Consider the following 23,100-nt stretch of genomic DNA (forward strand, 5'->3'; position numbering starts at 1 on the left):
CGCAATGGCTAACTACCGCTCTGGGCGGGTTGCCGTTCGAGCGGAACCCAGATCCACGGACGTCGTTCGCGATCGGCGGTCTGCCACTCGGCGATCTGCGCGCGGTACGCGAAGGTCTGCGTGATCTCGTCGAGACCTGCCATCAACGCATCGCGCCGAAGCGCATCGATCTCGAACGAGAAACGCACGCTCCCGGCGCTAATCGTGCAGTCGACCAGACTCACCGTCACCGGCTCGCCAGCTTCCGACAAAGCAGCAAGCTCCGCGATCCGGTGCGCGTCGAGACGCACGGGCAACATGCCGTTCTGGAAACAGTTGCCATAGAAAATCTCGCCGAAGCTCTCCGCAATCACGCAGCGGATGCCCGCTTCGAACAGCGCCCACACAGCTCCTTCACGCGACGAGCCACAGCCGAAGTTCGCACCGGTCAACAGGATCGGCGCGGCACGATACGCTTGCCGGTTCAACACGAAGTCGGGGTCTTCGCTGCCGTCCGCGCGACGCCGCAACGCTTCGAACGCGTACTGGCCCAGCGCGTGGCGCGGCTGCTGCGTCAAACGCTCGATGCGAATCACCGTATCGGTATCGAGATTCGCGCGCAGTAGCGGCGCAGCGGCACCCGTGACAATGTCGACTTTATTCATGTGCAAGCCTCCGGCTGTCGGCGATGACTCCGGTGACCGCGGCCGCCACCGCGCTTTGCGGACTCGCCAGATGTGTGCGCGCGCCCGGCCCCTGGCGGCCGACGAAGTTGCGGTTCGACGTCGACACGGCCCGGGCGCCGCTCGGTACGGTCTCGCCGTTCGCCGCCACGCACATGCTGCAACCCGGCTCGCGCCATTCGAAACCTGCTTCGAGAAAGATGCGGTCGAGCCCTTCGGCCTGCGCATCGCGCCGCACCTGCTCCGAACCCGGCACGACCCACGCCTGCACACCGGGTGCAACGTGCCGTCCGCGTGCGAGGCGCGCCGCTTCGCGCAGATCCGAGAGCCGCGAGTTCGTGCACGAGCCGATAAACACCCATTCGACCGGCGTCCCTTCGAGCGCGTCGCCGGGCTTCAGGCCCATGTAGTCGAGTGCGTTGCGCCACGCGTCGCGGTGCGCGGCATCGGGCGCGGTGTCGGGATCGGGAATGCGTCCGTCGACGGCGATGACCTGTTCGGGGCTCGTGCCCCAGGTCATCATCGGCGGTACGGTGCCTGCGTCGAACGATACTTCGCGGTCGAAGCGCGCAAGCTCGTCGGATGGCAACGTGCGCCAGTAGTCGACGGCACGTGCGAACAGTTCGCCGCGCGGCGCGTATGCGCGGCCTTCGAGGTACGCATACGTCGTGTCGTCGGGAGCGACCATGCCGATCTTCGCGCCGAATTCGATCGACAGATTGCATAACGTCAGGCGCGCTTCGACGTCGAGCGCGCGGATCGCTTCGCCCGCGTATTCGACCGCATGACCCGTCGCGGCGTGCGCGCCGAGACGGCCGATCAGATACAGCACCAGGTCCTTCGCGAACACACCGTCCTGCAACCGGCCGTCGAAACGGATGCGCAGCGTCTTCGGCTTGCGTTGCCACAGTGTCTGCGTTGCGAGCACGTGCGTGACTTCGGACGAACCGATGCCAAACGCAAGCGCACCGACCCCGCCGTTCGTACAGGTGTGGCTATCGCCGCAGACGAGCGTCGCACCCGGTTGCACGAGGCCGAGTTCGGGTGCCATCACGTGAACAATCCCCTGGCCCGGTTCGCCGAGATCGAAGAAGCGGACCCTGCCTTGCGACGACAGCGCCCTGAGCCCGGCCCACAAGCGCGCGCCGCCTGCGAACGTCGTGCCGGTACGGCCCGGCATCGTGGACACCGCGTGATCCGGCGTCGCGAACGCGAGATCGGGGCTGTGTATGGCCAGTCCCCGTTCGTGGAGTGCGTGCAGCGCGGCCGTGCCCGACAGGTCGTGCAGCAACAACCGGTCGATGTGCAGCAGCGCGATGTCGTCGCCAGCCTGCGCGACGACATGGCTGTCCCATACCTTGTCGAACATGACGGACGGTTTCATCGCGCGTTCCCTTGCATCGCCGGTTCGCCATCTACTTCGGGCTCAGGATCACGAAAGCGCGTGCGGATCGCATCCCATTCGTCGGAACCAAGGCGCCTGAAACGCTCGCCCACCGTTGCATGTCCCGCCGACGCGGGCGGCACGCGCGTTTCGCGCAATGCGCTCAACGTGCGGTCGCAACTCTCGATCACCGCCCCAAGTAGCAGGCTCGGCAGGATTGCGATCCGGTAACCCATTTCGGCAACGTCACGCAAGCCGATGTCCGGCGTTTTGCCACCACGCACGATATTGAGCAGACACGGCCCGTGTACGGCGCGCGGCACCGCCGCTACTTCGTCCAGCCCTTGCGCCGCCTCGACGAATGCGATGTCGGCGCCGGCATCGAGCGCCGCGTTCGCGCGCCATATGGCTTCGTCGAACCCGAGCACGGCACGGGCATCGGTCCGCGCAATCAGCACGAAGTCCGGGTTCGTGCGCGCTGCCACTGCGGCGCGGATCTTCGCGATGAATTCCGCGCGTGACACCAGTTCCTTGCCGTCCAGATGACCACATTTTTTCGGCGCGAGCTGATCTTCGATATGAATGCCCGCGACGCCGCGTAGTTCGTATTCGCGCACCGTACGCGTCACGTTCAGTTCGTTACCGAAACCGGTATCCGCGTCGGCAATCACCGGCACACTCGCGCTGCGTGCAATCACGCCGGCGTTCTCGACCATCTCGGTCATCGTCAGCAAACCGTAGTCGGGGTAGCCGCGCGCCGCCGCCGTACCTGCGCCAGTCATGTACAGCGTGCCGAAACCGGCCTGCTCGGCGATGCGTGCGGTCAGCCCGTCGTATACACCGGGTGCGACCAGCAGTTCGCCAGTGGCAAGCTGCTCGCGCAATTTCATTGCTTGTTTCATGGGGTTTTCTCCTTCAATGCGTCGGTGATTCGAAAGCGTTGAACAGGTCGCGTGTGCGCAGCGACCGCAGGTCGAGCGCGAGACTAAAAAGTCGTTGTGGATCGATGTGGCTGCCCGCCCAGTCGAGACAATCGGCAAGCTTGGCCGTCAGTTCGTCATCGGTTAATGGGTCCTGCGTCGAGCCGTGCAAGGTCTCGATAGAGCGTCGTTCGCAGGTTCCGTCGCGCAGTGCGAGCGTGATGTCCGCGCGGCGTGGCAGCATGGGGGTGTCACCGTCGGATGCATCGACGCACTCGAAAAACTGCTGGATATGCAGGCGGTTGACGGCTTCATCAGTGAACGTGGCGAGACGGATGTGTCCATCGGCCAGTGCCGCGGCCACCGCATATTCGAGGCTGAACTTGCCTTCGAGCCCGGTTTTCGGTCGGTGGTGCGTGAGCGGTATCAGCGCAGCGCGACTCGTGCGGATCGACACGCGTTCGACGTCGGCGAGCGTGACGCCACGCTCGCGTCGAAACGCGAGCAGCCCGTCGAGCACACGATGAGTCGCGTAGCACATCGGATACTGTTTGACGTCGAGACCGCTGCGCTCCAGTTCCCGCGCATCGGGGCCGAGCGCATGCAACGCGGCGCCGATGTCTTCGCCGTGCGCATACAGATTCGCGTAGCCGTGTGGGCCATCCAGCGCATCGGCCGAAGCACAAAAGCCTGCCTGCGCGAGGAGCGCCGCGCGCACTGCCGCTGCGCTCGCCTGGCCGGCCTGAAACGACTTCGCATCGGAACCGACGTTCGCGCGCACACCCGACGACTGCGCAACGGCGAGTCCGATCGCGTGCACGATCTGCGCCTCGTCCAGACGCAGCAGATGCCCGCACGCCACCGTGGTTGCAACGGCGCCCAGCGTCGCGGTGCAATGCCAACCCTTCTCGTACTGTGCGGCGGCAATAACACGCGCCAGCTTGCACAGTGTCTCGAAGCCGACCGCGTAGGCGGACGCGAGGCGTTCGCCCGACAGATCCTCTGCTTCGGCAAGTGCCATCAGTGCGGGCCAGAGCACGACGCTCGGGTGTCCACGCAGTGGCACGGTCACATCGTCGTAGTCGAGCACGTGGCCAGCGACGCCGTTGTAGAACGCCGCCGCTTCCGCGCTCGCGGTTGCTGGCTGTCCCCATAGGTGCGCACGACTGCCTTGCATCGATGCCACCTCGAGATCGACAAGCCCGGCGTGCTCCAGATAGCGCAACGCGGCACGTGAGGCAGGTTCGTTGCGTCCGGCCACGGCGCACGCGAAGGTGTCGGCAAACGAGCGCGCACAGAGCCGATAGTGGTCGCCGTCGATACGTGCCGGGTCGAACCCGTTGGCGAACGTAGCGATCTTCATGCTTGCGGTTCGGCGGAATGGGCTCATAGGTGAGCCTCTACGGGAGCCGCTGTAACAGCACTCGCAATGGCGGCGCGAGGCACATACACGACGCCCTCCATCAGACGACGCGCGGTGCGACTGAAACCAAGCCGTGTGTACACGATGTCGTTCACGGAACCGGTGCTGCGCGCTTCGACGGCGACCGTCATCACGCCAAGCGGATGACCGATACGCAACGTGCCTCCCGTTGCGTCAGGCACGGCCTGATGCACGATCGACCCCGGTACGCGCGACATCGCGGCGGTGCACATCGAACCGGTACCCGCCATGCTCTCGTGGCAGCGGTTGTAGAAGATCAGACGCGCGCGCAGATCCATCGTCGCTGCGTCAACCGTTTCACCTTTCGCATCGGCATAGGTGGCCGGGGGCGCAATCAGCACCACCAGCGGCAATGCCGGCGAATCGCGTTCGGCCTGCGTCCAGTGCTCGCACAGGCCAATCCGCTGGGCGGCCTTGCCGCGCGCTTCGCGCAGCGTGTCGAGCAACGCGCGCATGGAGTCGATCTGATCGGGAAGCTCGCTGCCGCTCGCACCGACGTCGCTCGCGCGCAGGAACACGCAGGGATTCGCGACATCGCCGATCGTGACCTCGAGTGTGCGGCCGTCTTCTAGTGCGATCGTGTCGACCGCGCGACCCGTCGGCAGTGCGTGGCCGGTTTTCGCGCCGATCGTTTGCGTGTAGTCCATGAAGATTTCCGCGCCCGTGCCCGGTACTCCGGGAATCGCAAAGTCGCCGGTCACGCCTGCTACGCCATCGCTGACCGGAACGTGCGCCACCAGGATCTTCTTCGTGTTGGTGTTGAAAATGCGCACCGTGGCGATCGGCCCCGTTGCATCGACGAGGCCCGCATCGATTGCAAACGGTCCGACACCCGACGAGATGTTGCCGCAGTTGCTCGTGTAGACGACGATGCCGCGCGCCGGCGGCACGATCGCATAGGTGTAGTCGACGTCGGCGTCGGGTCGCGTCGACGGCTTGACGATGGCGATCTTCGATGTGACGAGACGCGAACCACCAAGCCCATCGATCTGCAGCAGATCGCTGCTACCCAGCGCAGCCATCAGGACAGCGTCGCGCTGCGCGCCTGGCTCGGGAAGATCGCGATCGTGAAAGAACAGACCCTTGCTCGTACCCGCGCGCATGATCGTGCACGGCACGGCAAGCAGTTCGGGATGTTTCGTGACCAGCATGACGTACTCCTTCAAATAGCGGTTGGCGTCGCCGCTTATGAACCGCTCGCGTTGGCGGTGCTACGTGGACCACCCGCCGCGCCGAGCGCAATCGAATCGGCCTGGCTATCGAGCGGCCGGTTACGCGTCTCGATACCGAACAACCCGACCACCACGCCTTGCACAACCAGCAGCGCGGCAAGAATCGCGGTCACACCGTTGATCCCACTGCCGCTCTGGAAAATCGCCACGACAACCTGCGGTGCGAGCATGGAAGCGGCCCGCCCCGCCACGTTCGACATCGCCGTGCCGCGCAGACGCAACTCAGTGGGAAACAGTTCGGGTACGTAGGTCGAAAAGGCCAGCGTGCCGCAGAAGTACAGCGCGGCGAACAGCAGCAATCCGAGCACGGTCGCCACGACCAGCGAATGCGCATGCGGATAAAGCAGGCCCAGCGCAGCCGCGACGAACGACATGCCGGCGATGCCTCGCTTCCTGCCCCACCGATCCGAGAGCAACGCCGCCAGCCCCGCGCCGAGCAGCGCACCGGTCGCCATCAGCGATGCATAACCAAGCGACGACGACAGCGTCAGCCCTTTGTCGACGAGAAACGTCGGCATCCAGATGATGAAACCGAACAGCGCGCTAAAACCCACGATGTTGACCGTCATGCCGAGCAACGTTGCACGCACCAGCCGGCGGCTGAACAGATCGGACACGCGAAAATCGCGCCGCGGAGTTTCGATAGCTACGGCCGGTTCCGGAAGCACCGCCCCGCGCGCCACTTCGACTTCGATCTGCGCCACGATCGCATCGGCCTCGTCGTATCGACCAACCGACTCGAGCCAGCGCGGCGATTCCGGCAGCTTCTTGCGCGCGAACCACGTAGCGAGCGCGCCGACACCGACAATCACGAACATCCAGCGCCAGCCGAACGCGGGAATGATCAGATAACCGGCGACCGTCGCCACGAGCAGGGACGAGTTCGCGGCAAGCGTGAGTATCGCGGCCCACTTGCCACGCCACGCGGGCGGAATGAATTCGCCGAGCATGCCGTAGCCGACGATCACTTCGGCGCCAAGTCCAAGACCCATCAGAAAGCGCAGGCCGATCAGCCAGTGAATGTCGGGCGCGGCCGCCGCCGCCAGCGACGCGAGACCGAACAGCAGCAGGTTGAACTGGAAACTAAAGCGCCGCCCGAACCGGTCGCCCGTCACGCCGGCCACGATCGCGCCGATCAGCATGCCGAGAAAGCCCGCCGAGACGAAGTGCGCGTTCTGCGCCATCGTCGACCAGCCGCTGCGCACCATCGCGACCATCACACCGCCGGCCAGATAGAGATCGAAGGTGTCGAAGAAGATGCCTGCGGCGATCATCGCCGCGAGCCGGCGGTGAAACGCGCATTCAGGCAGTCTGTCGAGCCGCTGGGCAGCGGTGTAGCGCATGGCATGTCTCCGGGCCTGGGCGTACGCAAGCGTCGCACACCCAATCTCATCTGTGATGATATTGTTATATTACTAGTACATCTTAGACGAAAGCACGCTATGGTTTACGTGGACGCGCACAGTTTTGGAGGGGCAGTACAGCGCTCCCGAAAAGACTCACCTTATGGTTGTAAATTTCCGTCAGGCTTATGCAAGCCACGATTGCCGTGACGTTTTATTAAACCCGCCGCATGCATCGAGAAGACAGGTAAACTCCGCCGTTGAATAACAAACACCTGCGCGTGCATTCGCCGGTTCCTGCCTGGACGCACGCCTTTTCGGGGTCCCCGCCGCCGATGCTCCATTCACTCGATCGTCGTTCTGGCCAGACACGGCGACCGGCCCGCGCCGCGATGCTCGCGGGCGCTGTGTCGGCGCTGACGGTGGGGGTGCTGGTAGCCGCGCTGGTATCGAGCGCGTACGCGGATGCCGATACCGGCACCGACACATCGGCGGGCAGCACGCCGCTCGTGCCGACCGATGCCGCCCGCGCACTGCTCGCGAAGCCAGATGGATCGCCCGTCGCCGCGCTCGCGGTGTTGTCGCTCGATTGTCCGATAGGTAACGGGCCGGTGCGCCCCGCATGCACGGACAGCTATCTGTTGAGCCTGCAGGCAAACTCCCGCATCAACGGTTATCGCGATGCAGACCAGTTGCCGCCGGAGTGGTATCACGATGCCGCGCCTGCCCGCGTCGCAATGCGCAACGCGCAGTGGCTGACATGGCTCGGCCCGCTCGCCGCAACCGCGCCATTCGATCCCTACCGGATCGCGGCGCAATTCTATTTCGAACAGACCGGCAATCTCGTTGCCGCACAGGACATGCTCGCGCCGCTTCAGCAGCGGCACGACAGCCTGACGCCAGCCGAGCAGGCCCGCTTGCGCTATCTGAACGTGCGTCTGTGGCTCGCGATGAACCGCGACCGCGATGCATCGAATGGTCTGCGCACGATCGAGCAGGCGGACGGCACACTCGACCCGACTGTGCTCGATTACGCGTGTCGTTTGTGGTTTGTTCGCGCGCCCGCTGAAATCGAACCGTGGCGCACGCAGTTGCCGCAGCCCTGGCCGGCGCTGCTCGACCGCCGCGCGGCGCCGGCCGCACCTGGCTCGACAGACAGCGAGTTGAGTGGCCTGCTGTCCACTCACCCAGCGTCGCCTTATGTCACCGATGAAGAATTCCGCAATGCCGACCTGAAGCTCAGGCTCTTTGTCGGCGAACGGATGTCGGACTGGCCGTTTGCAACGGACGCCGCCTCGCAGTTGCTGGCGGCGTTGCCGCAAGCGGGTATCGGCGTCGAGCAGTGGTGGGATGTGCAGAATCGTGCGTGGCACGCAACGCACACTGCGCTGCCCACGCTACCCGACGATCCGGCCGCGCTCGCCGGCATCGCCGGCGATACGCAGGCGCTCGACGCTTTACTGCTGCCGAAGCCCGTCGATAATCGCGCCTTTACATCCAGTGCGCTGGACGGCGCATCGGGAGAAGCCGCCCTGCAACGCCAGATCGAACTGCAACTCGCACAACGCGCACCCACCGGTGCCGCACGCGCTCAGGCATTGCTCGCCGCGGAACGCAGCGCCGGCAATCCGACGCGGATCTATCGACTCGTCGAGCACGACCCCGCGATGCTCGACGGCGTACTAACCACCGACTGGCCATCGCCGTTACTGCTCGTCGCCGTGCAGTCATACGAGACCAGCAACGACGATACGCAGCGCGCGCACCACCGGATGCTCGGGCGCAAATACTCCGATGCGATACCCGATCTCTCGATCGACGACCCATCGCAGTCGAGTGTTCCGCATACGCAGATCGATACGCAGGAGAACCGGATTCACGCGCTGCTACAACTCGACGAACCGCGCGAAGCGGGTCGCGTCGCGTTGCATGATCTGCAGCAGGTTCACGGGCGTCCCGATCTGAACAATGGCTTGATGGAGAACGCGCTCGCGCAGGTCGTGGAGGTAATCCGGTATCAGGACCGCTATGGCCGCACCGACAATGCGCGGGCGCTCGCCTGCGCGGCGCGGCCGGTCGCGGGTACGCTCGTGACCGACAAGACCGCATCGGGACGCGCGGTGCTGGACCACACGCACGGGTGTGCTGCGCAGTAGCAGGAATGTCCGCCGCTCAGAACGCGCGGCACACCACGTTAGAAAGGCGCGTCGCGCAGCGGCGCCGGCACCTAACGCACTTCGGCTACACCGTTGCGCACGCGCTTGATCGTCGTGATCGCAGCCAGCACGACGAGCGCCCACCAGATCCATCCCGCGACCGGTGCGAGCGGCAACCCGAGGCCGATCCACAGACCGAACGCACCAACTGCCACGGCCCGGTCGCTCTTGCCGAGCGGCCCGTCGTAGCGTCGGCTCGCCCCGGCGAGCGGCCCGACCAGCCCTGCGCATTCGACGACCGCAGCCGCGAGCGCAAACGCCCAGATCTGGGCAGGAAGGAAAACGGGAACGGCCAGAAAAGGCAGTGCGAGCGCGATGTCCGACACCACGTCGCCCAGTTCGTTGAAGTACGCGCCGAGCGCGCTTTTCTGGCCGAATTCGCGGGCCAGCATGCCGTCGATCGCGTTGAGCGCCATCCGCAAGAACAGCCACACGGGGATCAGCAGAAACCAGGCGCGATGTGTGCCCAGCCCCGCAATCAGGCCGACCAGAATCGAGCCCGCCGCCGCGAAAACCGTGACCTGATTAGCAGTTACCCCGGACTTCGCCAGCACGCGCACCAGCGGGCGCAACAGGTTCTGAAATTTCGGCTTCAGTGCGTATACGCTCATGGTCTATTTTTCACCCGGTTTGACGCGATCGCCGCGTTATCGGCCGGTTATACGCTTTACGCGGATGGCGCGTCGGAATCATATATAGCCGGCACGGAAACGGATTTTATCGATTATTCAAAGTGGCGTTATCGTCATTTAATCCTGGGAAAAGGTCAAGGACCGTATCGGTTAACCCTTTTTACAGAACCGGCAGTATCGGATTGTGCATCTGCGTCACAATTTATCGATCGCCGGCCGATGTATGGTGCGCGCCAGCGAAAATCGTCATAATCCGTCGAGCGAAACACGCGATCCCGACGGACGCGGTTTAACGGGTTCGCCTCGATATATTCAGGCAGCGCTTCTGGCGTCGCGATAAACGGGAATATGAAGAAAAAATGTTAACCCTCCCCGATATGAACAACGCTGCGACCGGCGGCGTCGAGAGGCGAATCCGATGAGTATCTGGCACGAATGGCAACGCGATGGCTTGCTGGGAATCGTCCATCTCGTGGCGGGCGCCTATCCGGTGTGGCACAAGGGCGCTCCGAGCGCGGCGCAGCGCATCTATTTTTCGAATCACACGAGTCACGTCGACACGCTCGCCATTCTCACCGCGCTGCCGCGCGAGCTGCGCTCGCAGATCCGGCCGGTGGCCGCGCGCGATTACTGGCAGACCAGCAAGACCAAGATTCACATCGCGCGCAATCTGCTGAACGTGGTGCTGATCGATCGCAAGCACGAAAGCGACAGCGATCCGCTCGACCCGGTGCGCGAAGCGCTGCGCCTCGGCCACTCGATCATCATCTTTCCCGAAGGCACGCGCAGTGCCGAGACGCTGCCGCAAGCGTTCAAGAGCGGCCTGTACCGGCTCGCCACTGAATTCCCCGATATCGAGCTGTGCCCCGTCTACCTCGAGAACCTGCAGCGCATCATGCCGAAGGGCGCGATCTGGCCCGTGCCGCTGATCTGCAAGGTGCACTTCGGCGCGCCGCTGTCGCTCGCCGCCGATGAAGCGAAGGCAGATTTCCTGCAGCGTGCCCGCGACGCCGTCGTCGAACTCGCGCCGGCCCACTGACGGACCGGCACCCCGCTTCCCTTAAACCACCAAGAACCACCAAGACAAATCATGCGAACCGTGTTCTGGGAACTCGTAGCCGGCGTAACCGGCTTTCTGGCGATCGCGTCGGTCATCGGTGCGATTCTCGCGTGGCGCGACGGCGGCAAGAGCACGACGATCGCCAACCTGAATCAGCGCATCCGTGCATGGTGGGGAATGATCGCGATCATGGCGATCGCGATCGGCCTCGGCTCGGGCGCGACCTATATCGTGTTCGCGATCGCCTCGTACCTGACGTTGCGCGAGTTCATCACGTTGACGCCGACGTCGCCGAGCGATCACACCACGTTGTTCATCGCGTTCTTCATCGCGATTCCCGTGCAGTACATCCTGCTATGGGTGAACTGGTACGGGATGTTCTCGATCTTCGTGCCGGTGCATCTGTTCATCACACTCTCGCTGGTATCCGCGCTGACGCAGGACACGAAGGAGTTTTTAAACCGCAGTGCGAAGATCCACTGGGCGCTGATGGTTTGCGTCTACGGGCTTAGCTACGCACCCGCACTGCTGATTCTCGACATCGAACACTACCAGGGCGAAAACGCACTGCTGCTGTTCTTCTTCCTGCTCGTCGTGCAGATCAGCGATGTGTTCCAGTATGTCGTCGGCAAGCTGTTCGGCAAGCGCAAGATCGCGCCGCAGTTGAGTCCGTCGAAAACGGTTGAAGGTTTTATCGGCGGTGGGCTGCTCGCGACGCTATGCGGTGCGTTGCTCTATCGCGTGACGCCGTTCAGTTTTGGTGCGGCGTTTTTTATGTCACTGGCGATCGTGTTGTCGGGTTTTGTCGGCGGTCTCGTGCTGTCGGCTGTCAAGCGCTCGCTCGGTGCGAAGGATTGGGGGTCGATGATCTCGGGTCACGGTGGCGCGCTTGATCGGGTCGACTCGATCTGTTTTGCGGCGCCGGTGTTCTTTCATCTTGTGCGTTATCTGTACGTAAAGTGAGTCCGCGTGGCGTTGGCAGTCATCGGACTGGCCTGCCGAAGCAGGCCAGTCCCAGCAGGAGGCAGTTTCTATAGCTTCGAACCGTGCGGAGCCGACCAGATCTGATTAACCTGCGGCGATGCATCCGCCGCACATTGATAGATGTCGACCGGCGTTCCCGCAGTCGAAACAGTGCCTTCGAAAACATCGAGACACCCCTGGCTGTTCTTCAGATTGCCCGTGAGCGTGTAGGAGAAAACCTGCTTCGTGTCGCGTGCGTTGCACGAATTCAGCGTGGCCCACAGCCCGGAAGCAGGATTGATCGAACCGGGCGCCGCCGTTGCGTTGGCGGAGAGACACAGCGATGTACCAGCCAGCGCGATCGTGCCGTTAGCCTCGCGCTGCCATTGTTGAACCGCCGAGTTCGAGCAGGTATCGACGACAACGTTCGAACCGCTCTTCGCCGCTCCACCAGAAACCGACAGGCAGAGTGCAGGCGTCGCGAACCCCGGTTGAGTCGTTTGAATCTGACCGGTCGGAACGAGCTTGCCACCGCCCTCAATCCGCAACATCAGGTTGTCGTGCGAACCGATCGTCTGGGTTACGGACGTCACCGACGGTTGCGTCGTACCGTTCCACAAGTCGCGTACCGAATAGCGACCGTTTGCCGCCGGGGAAAGACCCAATGACGCAAGCCGCAGCGTGTAGGCTTGCTCGCTGCTGCCCTTGTTCAGGACCAGTGCGGCCAGACTCCCATCCTTGAGCGGTTTGACGATCACATCGAACCCCGCGTTCGCAGCCGGGTTGTCGCGCATCACACGATAGCCGCCTGCGCCGAGCGGATCCTGATCGATGGCGACCACGTTCTTGTTGCTCAGGATCTCCAGCGAATTCCGCAGATGCGTCGTCGTGGGATTGACCAGTTTGCGGACGTCGGTACTGAGGATCAGCGGTGCGCCCATGATCGACCAGAGGCCAAGCTGGCTTCTTTCTTCCGCTGTCGACAGGCCATTGTCGCCAATCACGAGCTGATCGGCATCGTTCCAGCTACCCGGCGCCATGTAACGCGACAACGCAATCGTGTCGTCATAGGACTGATAAACCCCTTCTTCGTATGCATTGGCGTTGTAGAAATCCCAGGGGTCGACGAGATTCGACGGATTCGTCGTCATGATGTCCGCCGACACCCGCCACATTTGCCCAAGCTGTTTCGCCAGCGCCAAAGCCGGGTATTTTTCGGGCTGGTCAGGCGAGTATCCGGCCGGCAGCGACGGATCGAAGAGGATCGGGCGTTGCTCGGTTTTCAGGGCTGCCTGCATCTGCTTGTCGAGCGTCCCTACGTCGACGTTGCCTGTCGCGCCGCAGTTATCGAGCTTGAGAAAATCGACACCCCAGTACGCGTAGGAATTCGCATCGACCTGCTGATGCCCTTGCGCACCCGCTTGCGCGCCCTGACACGTCGTCGCGCCCGCCGTGTTGTACACGCCGCCCAGTAGCCCGAGGTTGTGCAACGTGCTCATGTACGAAGTCAGTTCGTAATCGAAACCAGGTTGCGACGACCCGGCCCATTTGGGATCGCCGTGCAGGTAGCCCGCCGCATTGCGCACCATCCAGCAGTCGTCCACCACGACGGTCCGGTAGCCGACCGCACTCAAGCCGGAGTCATACAGCGCCTGCCCCTGGTCTTCCATAAACTGCTGGAAGGAATACGTGGCCTGATTCCCGCCATTGAGCGGTGCCTGCGGTGTGCATTGAAAACGGGCCCAATCGTTGAATCCCATGGGCGGTACCTGAGCGAGCGGCACAGGTTGCTGCTGCGCATGCGCATCCAGACAAAGCAGTCGGAGCACCATCGCTAACACCAGACCGAATCTAACCAGAGCTATTCTCGACATCGCGACACCTCTGAATGGTTCAATATTTGAGAAGTCCGCTATATCAAGGACGGCGGACCGCTTTTTTTGTTCGGGTTACATACCGATACGAGCAGGTGGGAGACGGAAATCAGACAGATCAGGCGTGGCTTCCGGCGGGTTCGTCGCTTGCCGGTTGCCGGTCGGTATGTGTAAATACATTACATCGTTAAATTTTGACTGTCATCCGTGCCAAGCCTTGTTGGTGGCAAATTATGCGTAAACAGCGCCAATTCCAGGGTTTGTACTGTATGACCTGCATGTGATCTTTGAGTTTGAATTGATCATTGACGTATATTATTTACATCGACAACACCGATCATTCGACCATGGCAAAACAGGAACCGGACTCCGATCTCTTTGCGCTTATCCGCGCACGCCTTCCCGAGCTCGCCGATGCACAGCGCAGTGTCGCCCAGGTGTTTCTCGACGATCCCGAATGGGCCATGCAGGCCCACGTTTCCGATATCGCGGCGCGCGCCGGCGTAAGCGATCCGACAGTCGGACGCTTCTGCCGCGCTGTCGGATACGAGGGTTTGCGGGAGTTCAAATTGCAGGTCGCGCAGCAGATCGCGCGCGGTAGCGCCGCGCTGCATCGCACGGTGACGGCTAAAGATTCGGTAGGCAAGATCGTTTCGAAGGTGTTGCGCAGCTCGGCCGACAGTCTGCTCGATGTAGAACGGCAGCTGCCGCTCGAACGCATCGAACGTGCCGTTGCCGCGCTTGTGAATACGGCGCGAGTCGACTGCTATGGTGTAGGCACCACCTCCGGCTTCATCGCGACGGATGCGCAATCGCGGCTATTCCGTATGGGTCTGCATGCGCAGGCTTATACGGACGCCAACATGCAGCTCTTTTCGGCGGCTACGCTCGGTCCCGGCGACGTCGTTATCGCGATCTCGCACTTTGGCCGCATGCCGTTTCTTCTGGAAGCCGTCGCGGTGGCCAAAGAGCGCGGTGCGATCGTGATCGGTATCTGCGAGCCCGGCACGCCGCTCGCGGACGCGTCCGACATCGCGCTGACCTTTTCACTGCCGCCGTCGGTGAACGTCTATGTCGGCAGCGACGCGTGTCTCGCGCATCTTGCGATCATCGACATCCTGATCGTCGGCGTGACATTACGGCGCGGTGCGACGAGCCTCGGTCAACTGCGTCGTTTGCAGGACATTCTGTCGCCGCATGGGCTTGAGTTCTTTCCCACAACTAAGGCAAAGAAACGGAAGAACTAGAAGCACAGGTATGAGACAACCTGGCCGGTTCCAGCAAGAAACATCAGTTTTCACCCCATACAGTTCGACCCACAATGAGCCACCCATCGCCAAGAAGACCGATGGTTCCGCACACAGCGATGTGGTGGCCTCACTAGCGTTTCCCAGCTGTCACATCGACTCCCGCTCTGCCTGGCCGTCGGAGATACGATGAAAGATCAAAGCAAGAGAACACTGAATGCGGTGGCTTCTGGCCACGCGCAGGTGACGCGTCGCAGTTTTATCAAAGGATCGGCGACGCTGTTTGGACTGTCGCTTGTGGGCACCCTGTCTGCCTGCGGCGGAGGCGATTCTCCCGGTAATTCCGCAGTGGCTCGCGCAACCCCGCGTCCACTTGCGAATCAATCGTCGTATCTGCTTCCGGGCGAAGATGCACCACACGCAGCGACCTATATGGCCTTTGCCTCGGGCGCTGAAGGTATCTGGACACCCGTTACCCCACAGAGCACCGATGCCGGTATCGACCGAATCCGTGCCGATCTGATCGATGTCGCTAAGGCCATTGGCACCTATGAACCGGTCACCATGCTGGTTCTACCTGTCGATCTAAACGTCGCTCAGAGCTTGCTGAGCGCGCCAAGCGGTGCGAATCCGGATATTCATGCCGGCTACGTCGCCCGGCCCACCGGTGTGGGCGGTGTCACGTTGACGGCTGTAGTCGACGGGTTCGACGATATCTGGACCCGCGATATGGGTTGCCTGTTCGTGAAGGACACGGCGAATGGCAATGCGCAGTGCGCCGTGAATTTCAACTTCAACGGCTGGGGCAATGCCAATACGGATGGTCTCAATCTCAACGCGGGGATGACCGTGCCGCCATCGGTGGCGGCAAGCAGCAACAAGTCGAAGGCCGGCAGATTCTTCCAGCCGTTCTCGCACGATCACACGGTAGCCGGCTGGATGGCGAATGCGAATCACGCAAGCGTCGTTCAGAGCTCGCTGACACTTGAAGGCGGAGCTATCGAATTCGACGGAGTGAGCACGGCCATCCTGACTGAATCGTCCGTGCTGCACGTCAACCGCAACCCGCAGTTGTTCAACATTCCCGGCGGCGCAATTGCAAACGCAACGTTGCTGCCTGGCGCGAAAAGCACCGTACTCGCGGAATTGCAGCGCACGCTTGGCGTGCAAAAGATCATCTGGATTCCCGGGACCGCTATCTACCCCGCAAACAGCGGATCGGGTGGAGGCCACGGTGCTGCCAGGCCAGCGGACGAAACCGACATCACGAATGGACACGTCGATTTTTATGCGAGATTCCTGGCGCCTGGCGTCGTGGCCTACGCATACGACGCATCGAATTCGACCGGTGAGCGAGCGTTGACCGAAGCGAACTGGCAGCACCTGCACAATCAAACGGATGCAACCGGAAGAACGCTGCAACTGGTCGAACTGACGACACCCGAATACTACGGAACCTCCAACGGCACGACATTGAACAACAGTCAGTTAAGTAATTTTGCAGCCGGCTACGTCAACTTCTACACCTGCAACAACGCCATCATCGTGCCGAAATTCAACGACTCAGTGGCGGACGCTGCTGCAATCGCGGCGATTCAACCTTACGCCGGCTCGCGTGCGATTGTTCAGGTCGATATTCTGGGTATTGCAGCAGGCGGTGGCGGGATACATTGCGTCACCCGGGAAGTCCCCGCTTAAGCAGTGAATCAGCCGGGTTGCTGCTGGGTCGTACAGTGGATTCCTCCACCGCCGGCAGCAACACCGTCGATATTCAACTGAATGACATCGCGTCCAGGGAACAGGTCCACGAGCACATCGCGCGTATTGCGATCCGTCTTCCTGTCGCCGAACTGCGGCGCGATGACCGCGCGATTGCATACGTAGAAGTTGATGTACCCGGCCGCAAAGTCATCGCTCTCATACTCCTTGCGTACCGTCGACGGTCCCTCCAGCACCACGACTTTCAGCTTGCGACCTTTGGCGTCGGTGGCCTTGCGCAAGATGTCCAGATGACGTCTCGTCACCGCATAGTCATAAGACAAGGGATCCTGATCCAGCCCGGCAACGACGACACCGGGGCTCGCGAAGCGCGCGTAAAAATCGGTGTGTCCGTCGGTGATGTCCTTGCCCTTGATGCCTGGCAACCAGATGATTTTCTGTACCCCGAGCAGGCGGCGCAATTCCGCTTCGCACTGCGCTTTGCCAACGCCAGGATTGCGATTCGCGTTTAGTACACAGCTCTCGGTGATGATCGCCGTGCCTTCGCCGTCTACTTCGATACCACCGCCCTCAAGCACCAGATGCGTTTCGATAAATTGCGCACCGGCTTTACGCGCGATAAACCCTGCGACCTCCGCGTCCTGTGCGTGCTCCTGCTTGTTGCCCCAACCGTTGAAATTGAAGCCCACCGCCCCGAGCTGGCCCGACTGCCCTTTAACGAAGACAGCTCCGGTATCGCGCATCCACAGATCGTCGATCGGTTGAACCACGAGGTTGACCGACGGGCCGCACAGTCGCGCCGCAACATCATGATCCTCTTCGCGCACCAGCATGTTGAGCGGCTCGTGGGCCGCAATTGCCTTGGCGATGCTGGCCAGATTCTCTCTGACCACCGGCACCATGTCGTCGCCCCAGATGTCTTCGCTCACGCCGAATGCCATCCAGGTCGCGGTGTGAGCCGCGCCTTCGTCCGGCATATGCCATGCGTCGCCATCCGCCCGAGCCACATTGCTAAAACCACTGCCCAGTACGCCCATCATCAAGGTTCCTCCCGAGGCCGCCAGCCCTCGCTTCAGAAAATTACGTCGTGTTGTCATGCCAATACCTCATATGTCTTGACGGGCGCGTGCCCACTAACCGATCAGGGCTTGCCTACCTTGAAGCTTAGCCACGTCCTGCCTTCCAGACGACTGGTCGCCGGCGATTCGACTACCGGGGTAAACAACGTCTGCCTCTTCTGCTCCCCGGGATAGATGCCCGGATTGTTCACCAGCGTCGGGTCCATCAGCTTCAATGCCGCCTGATTCGCATTCGCGTAGCGCGTTGCATTGGAGATCTTTGCGATCACGTCCGGTCTGAGGATGTAGTTGATAAACGCATGAGCATTGTCTGGATGCTTTGCGGTCTTGGGAATCACCATACCGTCGAACCACATTAGCGTGCCTACACTAGGTATGTCATAGGCGATGTCGCGTTTCTTGTCCAATTCTCTGGCTTTCTGCGACGCCAGGTTGATCGCTCCCGAGTACCCGACCATCACGCATAGTTCGCCGTCCATCAATTCGTTCGCGTTGGACGAATTGACGAACACGCTGATATACGGCCTGATCTTCATCAACATGACTTGAGTGGCGGCGTAGTCGTCGGCAGTGGGATGCACCGGGTCGCGGCCGATATAGCGCAGCGCGAGCGGCAACACCGTACTCGCGGAATCCTGCAATCCCAGCCCGCAGTGCGCCGCCGCGAGGCGCGAAGCAATCGCCGGGTTGAACAGCAGTTCCATGCTGTTCGTGGGCATATCCTTGCCGAGGATCGCGCCGACCTTCGTTCGATCGTAGCCGACGCCCACGGTGCCCCACATATACGGCACACCATACTCGTTACCCGGATCGGACTTCGCCACGAGCTTCAGCAACGCCGGATCGAGATACTTGAGGTTGGGCAGTTTGCTCTTGTCGAGCTTGCGAAATGCGCCAGCCTGGATCTGCTTTGCCATGAAGTCGTTGGTAGGCCAGACCAGGTCGTAGCCGCTGTCTCCCGTCATCAGCTTCGACTGCAATGTCTCGTCGCTGTCGTAGGAATCGTAGCGAACCTTGATGCCGGTTTCCTTTTGAAACTCCGACAGCGTGTCGGGCGCGAAGTATTCGCTCCAGTTGTATAGATTGAGTACCTTCTCTTCGTCCGCCCATGTGCGGGCTGCACACAGACACAAGCTGAGTCCTAACCCGGTAGCAACGGCGAGCCAATGCTTTTTCATCGTGATCTCCCTAGCGATAGCACGACGAAGCACCATCGCTCGTCAGCAAGGTGCGATACATCTCCGGACGACGATCGCGGAAGAAACCCCACGACTGCCGGTCCGCCTGGATCGCATTCAGGTCGAACGTATGCAGCAGGATGGTTTCGTCGGTGCGATTGGCTTCCGCCAGTTTCGCGCCCGTGTGATCGGCGATGAAACTCGATCCATAGAACACACCGGTTAGCGCGCTCTGTTGCGGATTGCCGTTGCCGAATCCCACTTCACGACCGATACGATTCGCCGCAACGACCGGCACCATGTTGGCCGCAGCGTGACCCTGCATCGTGCGTTGCCAATGGCCCGCGGAATCGAAGTCGGCGCTAAACGGCTCGGAACCGATGATGGTGGGAAAGCACAGAATCTCCGCGCCCATCAACGCGAGGCTGCGTGCAGTCTCCGGGTACCACTGGTCCCAGCAGATGCCGATACCGATCTTGCCGAAGCGCGTATTCCATACCTTGAAGCCGGTATCCCCGGGCGTGAAATAGAACTTCTCCGTATAACCCGGGCCATCTGGAATGTGAGTCTTGCGATAGATGCCAAGCACCTTGCCGTCGGCATCGGCGACGGCAACCGAGTTGTACGCGGCGTTGCCCGCGCGTTCGAAAAAACCGATTGGCAGCACGATGCCGAGTTCGCCAGCCAGCCTGGCAAAATGTGCTATGCGCGGATTGCCTTCGAACGGCTCGGCCAGCTCCAGGTGACGCACGTTCTGGTCCAGACAGAAGTACGGCATCATGAAAAGCTCCGGGCACAGCACGAGATTGGCTCCTTGCGCCGCAGCGTCGCGGATCAACCGCTCGGCAGTCGCCATGTTCTCTTCGAAAGACCAACTGCCCGATGCCATCTGCACGGATGCGACGGTGATGTTTCGCGACGACATATGAAGTTTCCTTTGACCGGGTTAGAACCGGCTTAAACAGAAGGAGCGGTAACGGCAGGCTGCTGTTGCGTCGAGCAATGGATACTGCCGCCACCGATCGACAGCGTCGGGATCGGCAGCAATTCGACACGGCGCCCCGGAAAAGCCTGGGCGAATACGTCCGATGCGGCTCGATCCTGTTCAACGCCAAACGCAGTCGAGATCACCGCGCCGTTGACCAGGATGTAGTTCGCGTAGCAATCGCAGTAGCGCTCGGAGCCATAGCGTTCGGTCACGATTGGAGACGGTAGATCCAGCAGATCGAAGCGACGGCCCGTGACATCGGTGGCCAGTTCCAGCGCGCGGCGGTTCTCGCGCATCACATGGAAGTACTCGCCCTGGTCCGGGCTAGCCGTCTGACACAGCATCTTGCCTGGCGCGATGAACGAGGCAATACCGTCGACGTGTCCGTTGGTTTCCACTTCGTCCGGATTGCCCGGTAGCCAGATGATCTTCTCCACCCCCAGCATGCGCCTGAGTTCAGCTTCGATTTCCGCCCGGTTCATATGCGGATTGCGGTTTGGATGCAGCAGGCAACTCTCGGTCGTGACGAGCGTGCCCTGTCCATCGACATAGAAGGCGCCGCCTTCCAGCACCATGTGCGAATTGAAGATCTGCGCGCCTGCCGCGCGAGCGATGTCCTGACCGAGCTGCTGGCAGCCGTCGTAGGGCTGGTACTTCTCGCCCCAGCTGTTAAAGCGGAATACCGCCGCACCGAGCTGACCTTGATCGCCCTGCAGGAAGATCGGCCCGCAATCGCGCACCCAGTTGTCTTCCGCCGCGACGGCGAGGACTTCGACCGTATCCCCGACGAGCGCGCGCGCCGTATCCGCCTGGCGGTGGTGAGCCGTCACGATGCAACGCTGGTAGCGGGCAATCGTCCGGGCAACCAGAGCGAATTCCTCGCAAACCCGTTGATAGTGTTCGCCCCACAGCATCTCGCGGTCCTTCAGGACCGGCCAGCCGAGCCACGTGGCCGCCATGGTTTCCCATTCCGCGGGCATGCGGTAGCGCTGTTTGCGGGCGTCAAAGCGACTCATCTCTCGATCTCCTCGTGGATAGGGTTGCCGCAGTAGGCACAACACGTAGAGCATTCTGACGCGGGTTATACTTGATGAAAAATGATGTTTATTAGTCTAATTGATCAATTTTCCTCATATCTTCATGCCACGCATCCCTTCCTTGAAGCTGTTGATGGGTTTTGAAGCCGCCGCCCGACTCGGCAATTTCTCGCGCGCAGCCAGCGAGCTGAACCTCTCGCAGTCGGCAATCAGTCATCAGATCCAGCAACTGGAAGAGCAACTCGGGCAGCCGCTGTTCCGCAGAATCGGGCGCGGTGTCGAGCTGACCGTGGCAGGCAAGGTTCTGCAGCGCAGCGTGCTGCGTTCAATGGAAACGTTGCGCAGCGGGCTCGGGCGCATCGCGACTTATCTGGACCCGGGGCTCGTGGTGCTGGTCTGCCCGGCGTCGTTGCTGCACGGCTGGTTGCAACCGCGTCTCGAGCAGCTGCAACAGGCGCTTCCCGATCTCTGTCCGTTGCTGTCCACCGACGAAAGCGCGCGCTACGTCGATGAAATCGACGTCGACATGACCATCGGCGCGCGACCGCTGCAGCAGCCCGGGCTATTCGAGGTGCCGTTCCTGCAGGATGAGTGGGTAACTGTCTGCAGCCCGGCGCTGGCTGCGCAACTGGACGGTGTGCCGCAGGCGAAGCGGCATCTGCACACCGGCGTGATCTACCTCGAAGAGAATCTGACCAGCGAGAGCAACGCACCGATATTCCGCGAGCAACTGTCGTCGTATCGCACGAACGCGATTTACGACGATCAACGGTTGGTGCTCGATGCGGCGTTACGCGGGCGCGGTATTGCCTGTCTCTCCAGTCTGGTCGCGCAAGGCAGCATCGATCAAGGGGCGCTGGTCACGTTAGCCGACTATCCTCGCTTGCCAGGCACGACATGGTGGTTGTCACGCGTTGCCGGTCCGTCGCGTTCGCCGATCGTGACGCAGATGTTCGAATGGCTGCTTTCGCAGGGGAATCATTCCGCGGCGGGGTGAAGGCGGGTCATTCGCCGAAGTTCGCGTTCGCGCATCCCGTACTCGTACATTCGCGCTCGCGTTGCTGCAAGTACGTGAGTCGCTGCTGCGTCATGTCGGCCGCACATTGCAAGTTCACGAAGTAGCCGCTCTGCTTTTCATCGCTGCAGGTCGTATCGCGCTGCCTGATCCACGCAAGCTGCCCGTGCCGGAGCGCATCCTGCTGGGCAGGCGGCAGCGCGTTTCTGAGCCGCGTGTATTCGGCGTTCAGGTCGCGATCCGTTTGCACGAACTGGGTGCTCATGCAGTAAACCTGATCGAACGCGTTACGCGGCTTCGCACAGCCGGCCGCATGCGCACCGAACGGCAACGACACGGCGACGAGCGCCAAAGCGAGTTTCTTCATGACAAGGTCTCCCTGGTGATAAGGCTCTGCGCACCGCTACCCATACGGTACCTGTGCATTCAATGCGCCTGACACGCATCGACACCGTCGGCAATCGCGTGCGCGAGGTGTGCAATGGTATCGGGTTGCGCAAGACGCGCTTCTTCATCGGGATTGACGATCACACCGGCTTCGACCAGCACGGCCGGCATCGGCGCGGTCTTCAGCACGACGAGATCGTCGAAGCGATGAATACCGAGCCGCTCGTCGATCAACGGCCGGTTCTCGCCATGAATCGGCGTCGCGTGATACAGCGACGGTTTTTCGCCGGCGGCCAGCATCCGCTCGCCGATCGCTTTTGCACAACGCAAGCTCTGCTCGTAGTGCGGATTGCGTTGTGAAACGAAAATCGAATACCCGCGGAATTCACGCTGACGTCCCGCGTCGATCCATGCCTGCTGGATCGAATCGTGATGAATCGAGATGAAGAAGTTCGCATCGGGCGCGGCCGTGGAGCGGTCCTGCAGCGCGATCTCCCTGCCGTCCGCGGATGTGCGCAGCACGCGGTCGCCGTGATCTTGCAGATCCTTCGTTAGCGCAGCGCTCAGATCGAGGTTGTAGCGATACTCGACGCGGCCGCTCGCACCGGTTGCGCCCGGATGCTGCGGCGTGTGACCGGTGTCGACGATGATGTAGGCGGCGCTGCACGGCAATGCGATGCACAGCGCGAGCGCAGCGCACAGGCGGTGGGGAAAACGTGT

Annotated in this window: 20 protein-coding genes; 6 read left to right on the forward strand and 14 right to left on the reverse strand. The window is 61.8% G+C overall.

Annotated features, from left to right (window positions below; genetic code table 11):
* Nucleotides 1-8 precede the first annotated feature (8 nt).
* The 6 genes from leuD to M0D65_RS17540 are packed head-to-tail and all read right to left on the reverse strand — an operon-like array spanning nucleotide 9 to nucleotide 6,985.
* Nucleotides 9-644: a 3-isopropylmalate dehydratase small subunit gene (leuD, locus tag M0D65_RS17515; RefSeq protein WP_266253815.1), complete on the reverse strand. Its 636-nt coding sequence runs from the start codon at nucleotides 642-644 to the stop codon at nucleotides 9-11.
* Nucleotides 637-2,046, reverse strand: coding sequence for a 3-isopropylmalate dehydratase large subunit (gene leuC / locus M0D65_RS17520; RefSeq protein ID WP_266253816.1), 1,410 nt, complete (start codon nucleotides 2,044-2,046; stop codon nucleotides 637-639). The genes leuD and leuC overlap by 8 nt, the downstream gene beginning before the upstream one ends.
* Complete coding sequence (locus tag M0D65_RS17525) at nucleotides 2,043-2,948, reverse strand: oxaloacetate decarboxylase (protein ID WP_266253817.1); 906 nt, start codon at nucleotides 2,946-2,948, stop codon at nucleotides 2,043-2,045. Before M0D65_RS17525 ends, leuC begins: the two co-directional genes overlap by 4 nt.
* Before the next feature lie 13 nt (nucleotides 2,949-2,961).
* Nucleotides 2,962-4,329, reverse strand: a complete 1,368-nt coding sequence (locus M0D65_RS17530; protein ID WP_266253818.1) for an MmgE/PrpD family protein — start codon at nucleotides 4,327-4,329, stop codon at nucleotides 2,962-2,964.
* Between the two features lie 23 nt (nucleotides 4,330-4,352).
* Complete coding sequence (locus tag M0D65_RS17535; protein WP_266253819.1) at nucleotides 4,353-5,561, reverse strand: 2-methylaconitate cis-trans isomerase PrpF family protein; 1,209 nt, start codon at nucleotides 5,559-5,561, stop codon at nucleotides 4,353-4,355.
* Nucleotides 5,562-5,596: 35 nt separating this feature from the next.
* On the reverse strand, nucleotides 5,597-6,985 hold the full coding sequence (locus tag M0D65_RS17540) for an MFS transporter (RefSeq protein ID WP_266253820.1): 1,389 nt from the start codon (nucleotides 6,983-6,985) through the stop codon (nucleotides 5,597-5,599).
* 335 nt (nucleotides 6,986-7,320) lie between these two features.
* Between M0D65_RS17540 and M0D65_RS17545 the strand changes: the two genes are divergently transcribed.
* Complete coding sequence (locus tag M0D65_RS17545) at nucleotides 7,321-9,141, forward strand: hypothetical protein (protein ID WP_266253821.1); 1,821 nt, start codon at nucleotides 7,321-7,323, stop codon at nucleotides 9,139-9,141.
* A 71-nt stretch (nucleotides 9,142-9,212) separates the two neighbouring features.
* On the opposite strand, the gene M0D65_RS17550 is transcribed toward M0D65_RS17545, so the two are convergent.
* On the reverse strand, nucleotides 9,213-9,812 hold the full coding sequence (locus M0D65_RS17550; protein WP_266253822.1) for a CDP-alcohol phosphatidyltransferase family protein: 600 nt from the start codon (nucleotides 9,810-9,812) through the stop codon (nucleotides 9,213-9,215).
* Nucleotides 9,813-10,251: 439 nt separating this feature from the next.
* On the opposite strand from M0D65_RS17550, the gene M0D65_RS17555 reads away from it, so the two are divergent.
* Nucleotides 10,252-10,872: a lysophospholipid acyltransferase family protein gene (locus M0D65_RS17555; protein WP_091012071.1), complete on the forward strand. Its 621-nt coding sequence runs from the start codon at nucleotides 10,252-10,254 to the stop codon at nucleotides 10,870-10,872.
* 51 nt (nucleotides 10,873-10,923) lie between these two features.
* Entirely contained in the window at nucleotides 10,924-11,856 is a 933-nt protein-coding gene (locus M0D65_RS17560; protein ID WP_091012069.1) for a phosphatidate cytidylyltransferase, read from the forward strand.
* A gap of 68 nt (nucleotides 11,857-11,924) precedes the next feature.
* On the opposite strand, the gene M0D65_RS17565 is transcribed toward M0D65_RS17560, so the two are convergent.
* Nucleotides 11,925-13,688: a ricin-type beta-trefoil lectin domain protein gene (locus tag M0D65_RS17565; RefSeq protein ID WP_266253823.1), complete on the reverse strand. Its 1,764-nt coding sequence runs from the start codon at nucleotides 13,686-13,688 to the stop codon at nucleotides 11,925-11,927.
* Nucleotides 13,689-14,077: 389 nt separating this feature from the next.
* Between M0D65_RS17565 and M0D65_RS17570 the strand changes: the two genes are divergently transcribed.
* Nucleotides 14,078-14,977, forward strand: coding sequence for a MurR/RpiR family transcriptional regulator (locus tag M0D65_RS17570; protein WP_266253824.1), 900 nt, complete (start codon nucleotides 14,078-14,080; stop codon nucleotides 14,975-14,977).
* 189 nt (nucleotides 14,978-15,166) lie between these two features.
* Nucleotides 15,167-16,675 (forward strand): agmatine/peptidylarginine deiminase, encoded by a 1,509-nt coding sequence (locus M0D65_RS17575; RefSeq protein WP_266253825.1) that lies wholly within the window; start codon nucleotides 15,167-15,169, stop codon nucleotides 16,673-16,675.
* A gap of 8 nt (nucleotides 16,676-16,683) precedes the next feature.
* Here the strand turns inward: M0D65_RS17575 and M0D65_RS17580 are convergent, their stop codons facing one another.
* The 4 genes from M0D65_RS17580 to M0D65_RS17595 are packed head-to-tail and all read right to left on the reverse strand — an operon-like array spanning nucleotide 16,684 to nucleotide 20,957.
* Nucleotides 16,684-17,793, reverse strand: a complete 1,110-nt coding sequence (locus tag M0D65_RS17580; protein WP_266253826.1) for an agmatine/peptidylarginine deiminase — start codon at nucleotides 17,791-17,793, stop codon at nucleotides 16,684-16,686.
* A gap of 44 nt (nucleotides 17,794-17,837) precedes the next feature.
* Nucleotides 17,838-18,953, reverse strand: coding sequence for a polyamine ABC transporter substrate-binding protein (locus M0D65_RS17585; protein ID WP_266253827.1), 1,116 nt, complete (start codon nucleotides 18,951-18,953; stop codon nucleotides 17,838-17,840).
* A 10-nt stretch (nucleotides 18,954-18,963) separates the two neighbouring features.
* Nucleotides 18,964-19,878: an N-carbamoylputrescine amidase gene (gene aguB / locus M0D65_RS17590; protein ID WP_266253828.1), complete on the reverse strand. Its 915-nt coding sequence runs from the start codon at nucleotides 19,876-19,878 to the stop codon at nucleotides 18,964-18,966.
* A gap of 32 nt (nucleotides 19,879-19,910) precedes the next feature.
* Nucleotides 19,911-20,957: an agmatine/peptidylarginine deiminase gene (locus tag M0D65_RS17595; RefSeq protein ID WP_266253829.1), complete on the reverse strand. Its 1,047-nt coding sequence runs from the start codon at nucleotides 20,955-20,957 to the stop codon at nucleotides 19,911-19,913.
* Between the two features lie 142 nt (nucleotides 20,958-21,099).
* Here M0D65_RS17595 and M0D65_RS17600 point away from each other — a divergent pair, with 142 nt between their 5' ends.
* Nucleotides 21,100-21,975 carry a LysR family transcriptional regulator gene (locus tag M0D65_RS17600; protein ID WP_308076682.1) on the forward strand — a complete coding sequence of 292 codons (876 nt, stop codon included), beginning with the start codon at nucleotides 21,100-21,102 and terminating at the stop codon, nucleotides 21,973-21,975.
* 7 nt (nucleotides 21,976-21,982) lie between these two features.
* On the opposite strand, the gene M0D65_RS17605 is transcribed toward M0D65_RS17600, so the two are convergent.
* Complete coding sequence (locus M0D65_RS17605) at nucleotides 21,983-22,360, reverse strand: lysozyme inhibitor LprI family protein (protein WP_266253831.1); 378 nt, start codon at nucleotides 22,358-22,360, stop codon at nucleotides 21,983-21,985.
* 59 nt (nucleotides 22,361-22,419) lie between these two features.
* Nucleotides 22,420-23,082 (reverse strand): N-acetylmuramoyl-L-alanine amidase, encoded by a 663-nt coding sequence (locus M0D65_RS17610; protein WP_266254153.1) that lies wholly within the window; start codon nucleotides 23,080-23,082, stop codon nucleotides 22,420-22,422.
* Nucleotides 23,083-23,100 lie beyond the last annotated feature (18 nt).

Source organism: Paraburkholderia sp. CHISQ3 (assembly GCF_030464945.1).
Classification (GTDB): Bacteria; Pseudomonadota; Gammaproteobacteria; order Burkholderiales; family Burkholderiaceae; genus Paraburkholderia; species Paraburkholderia megapolitana.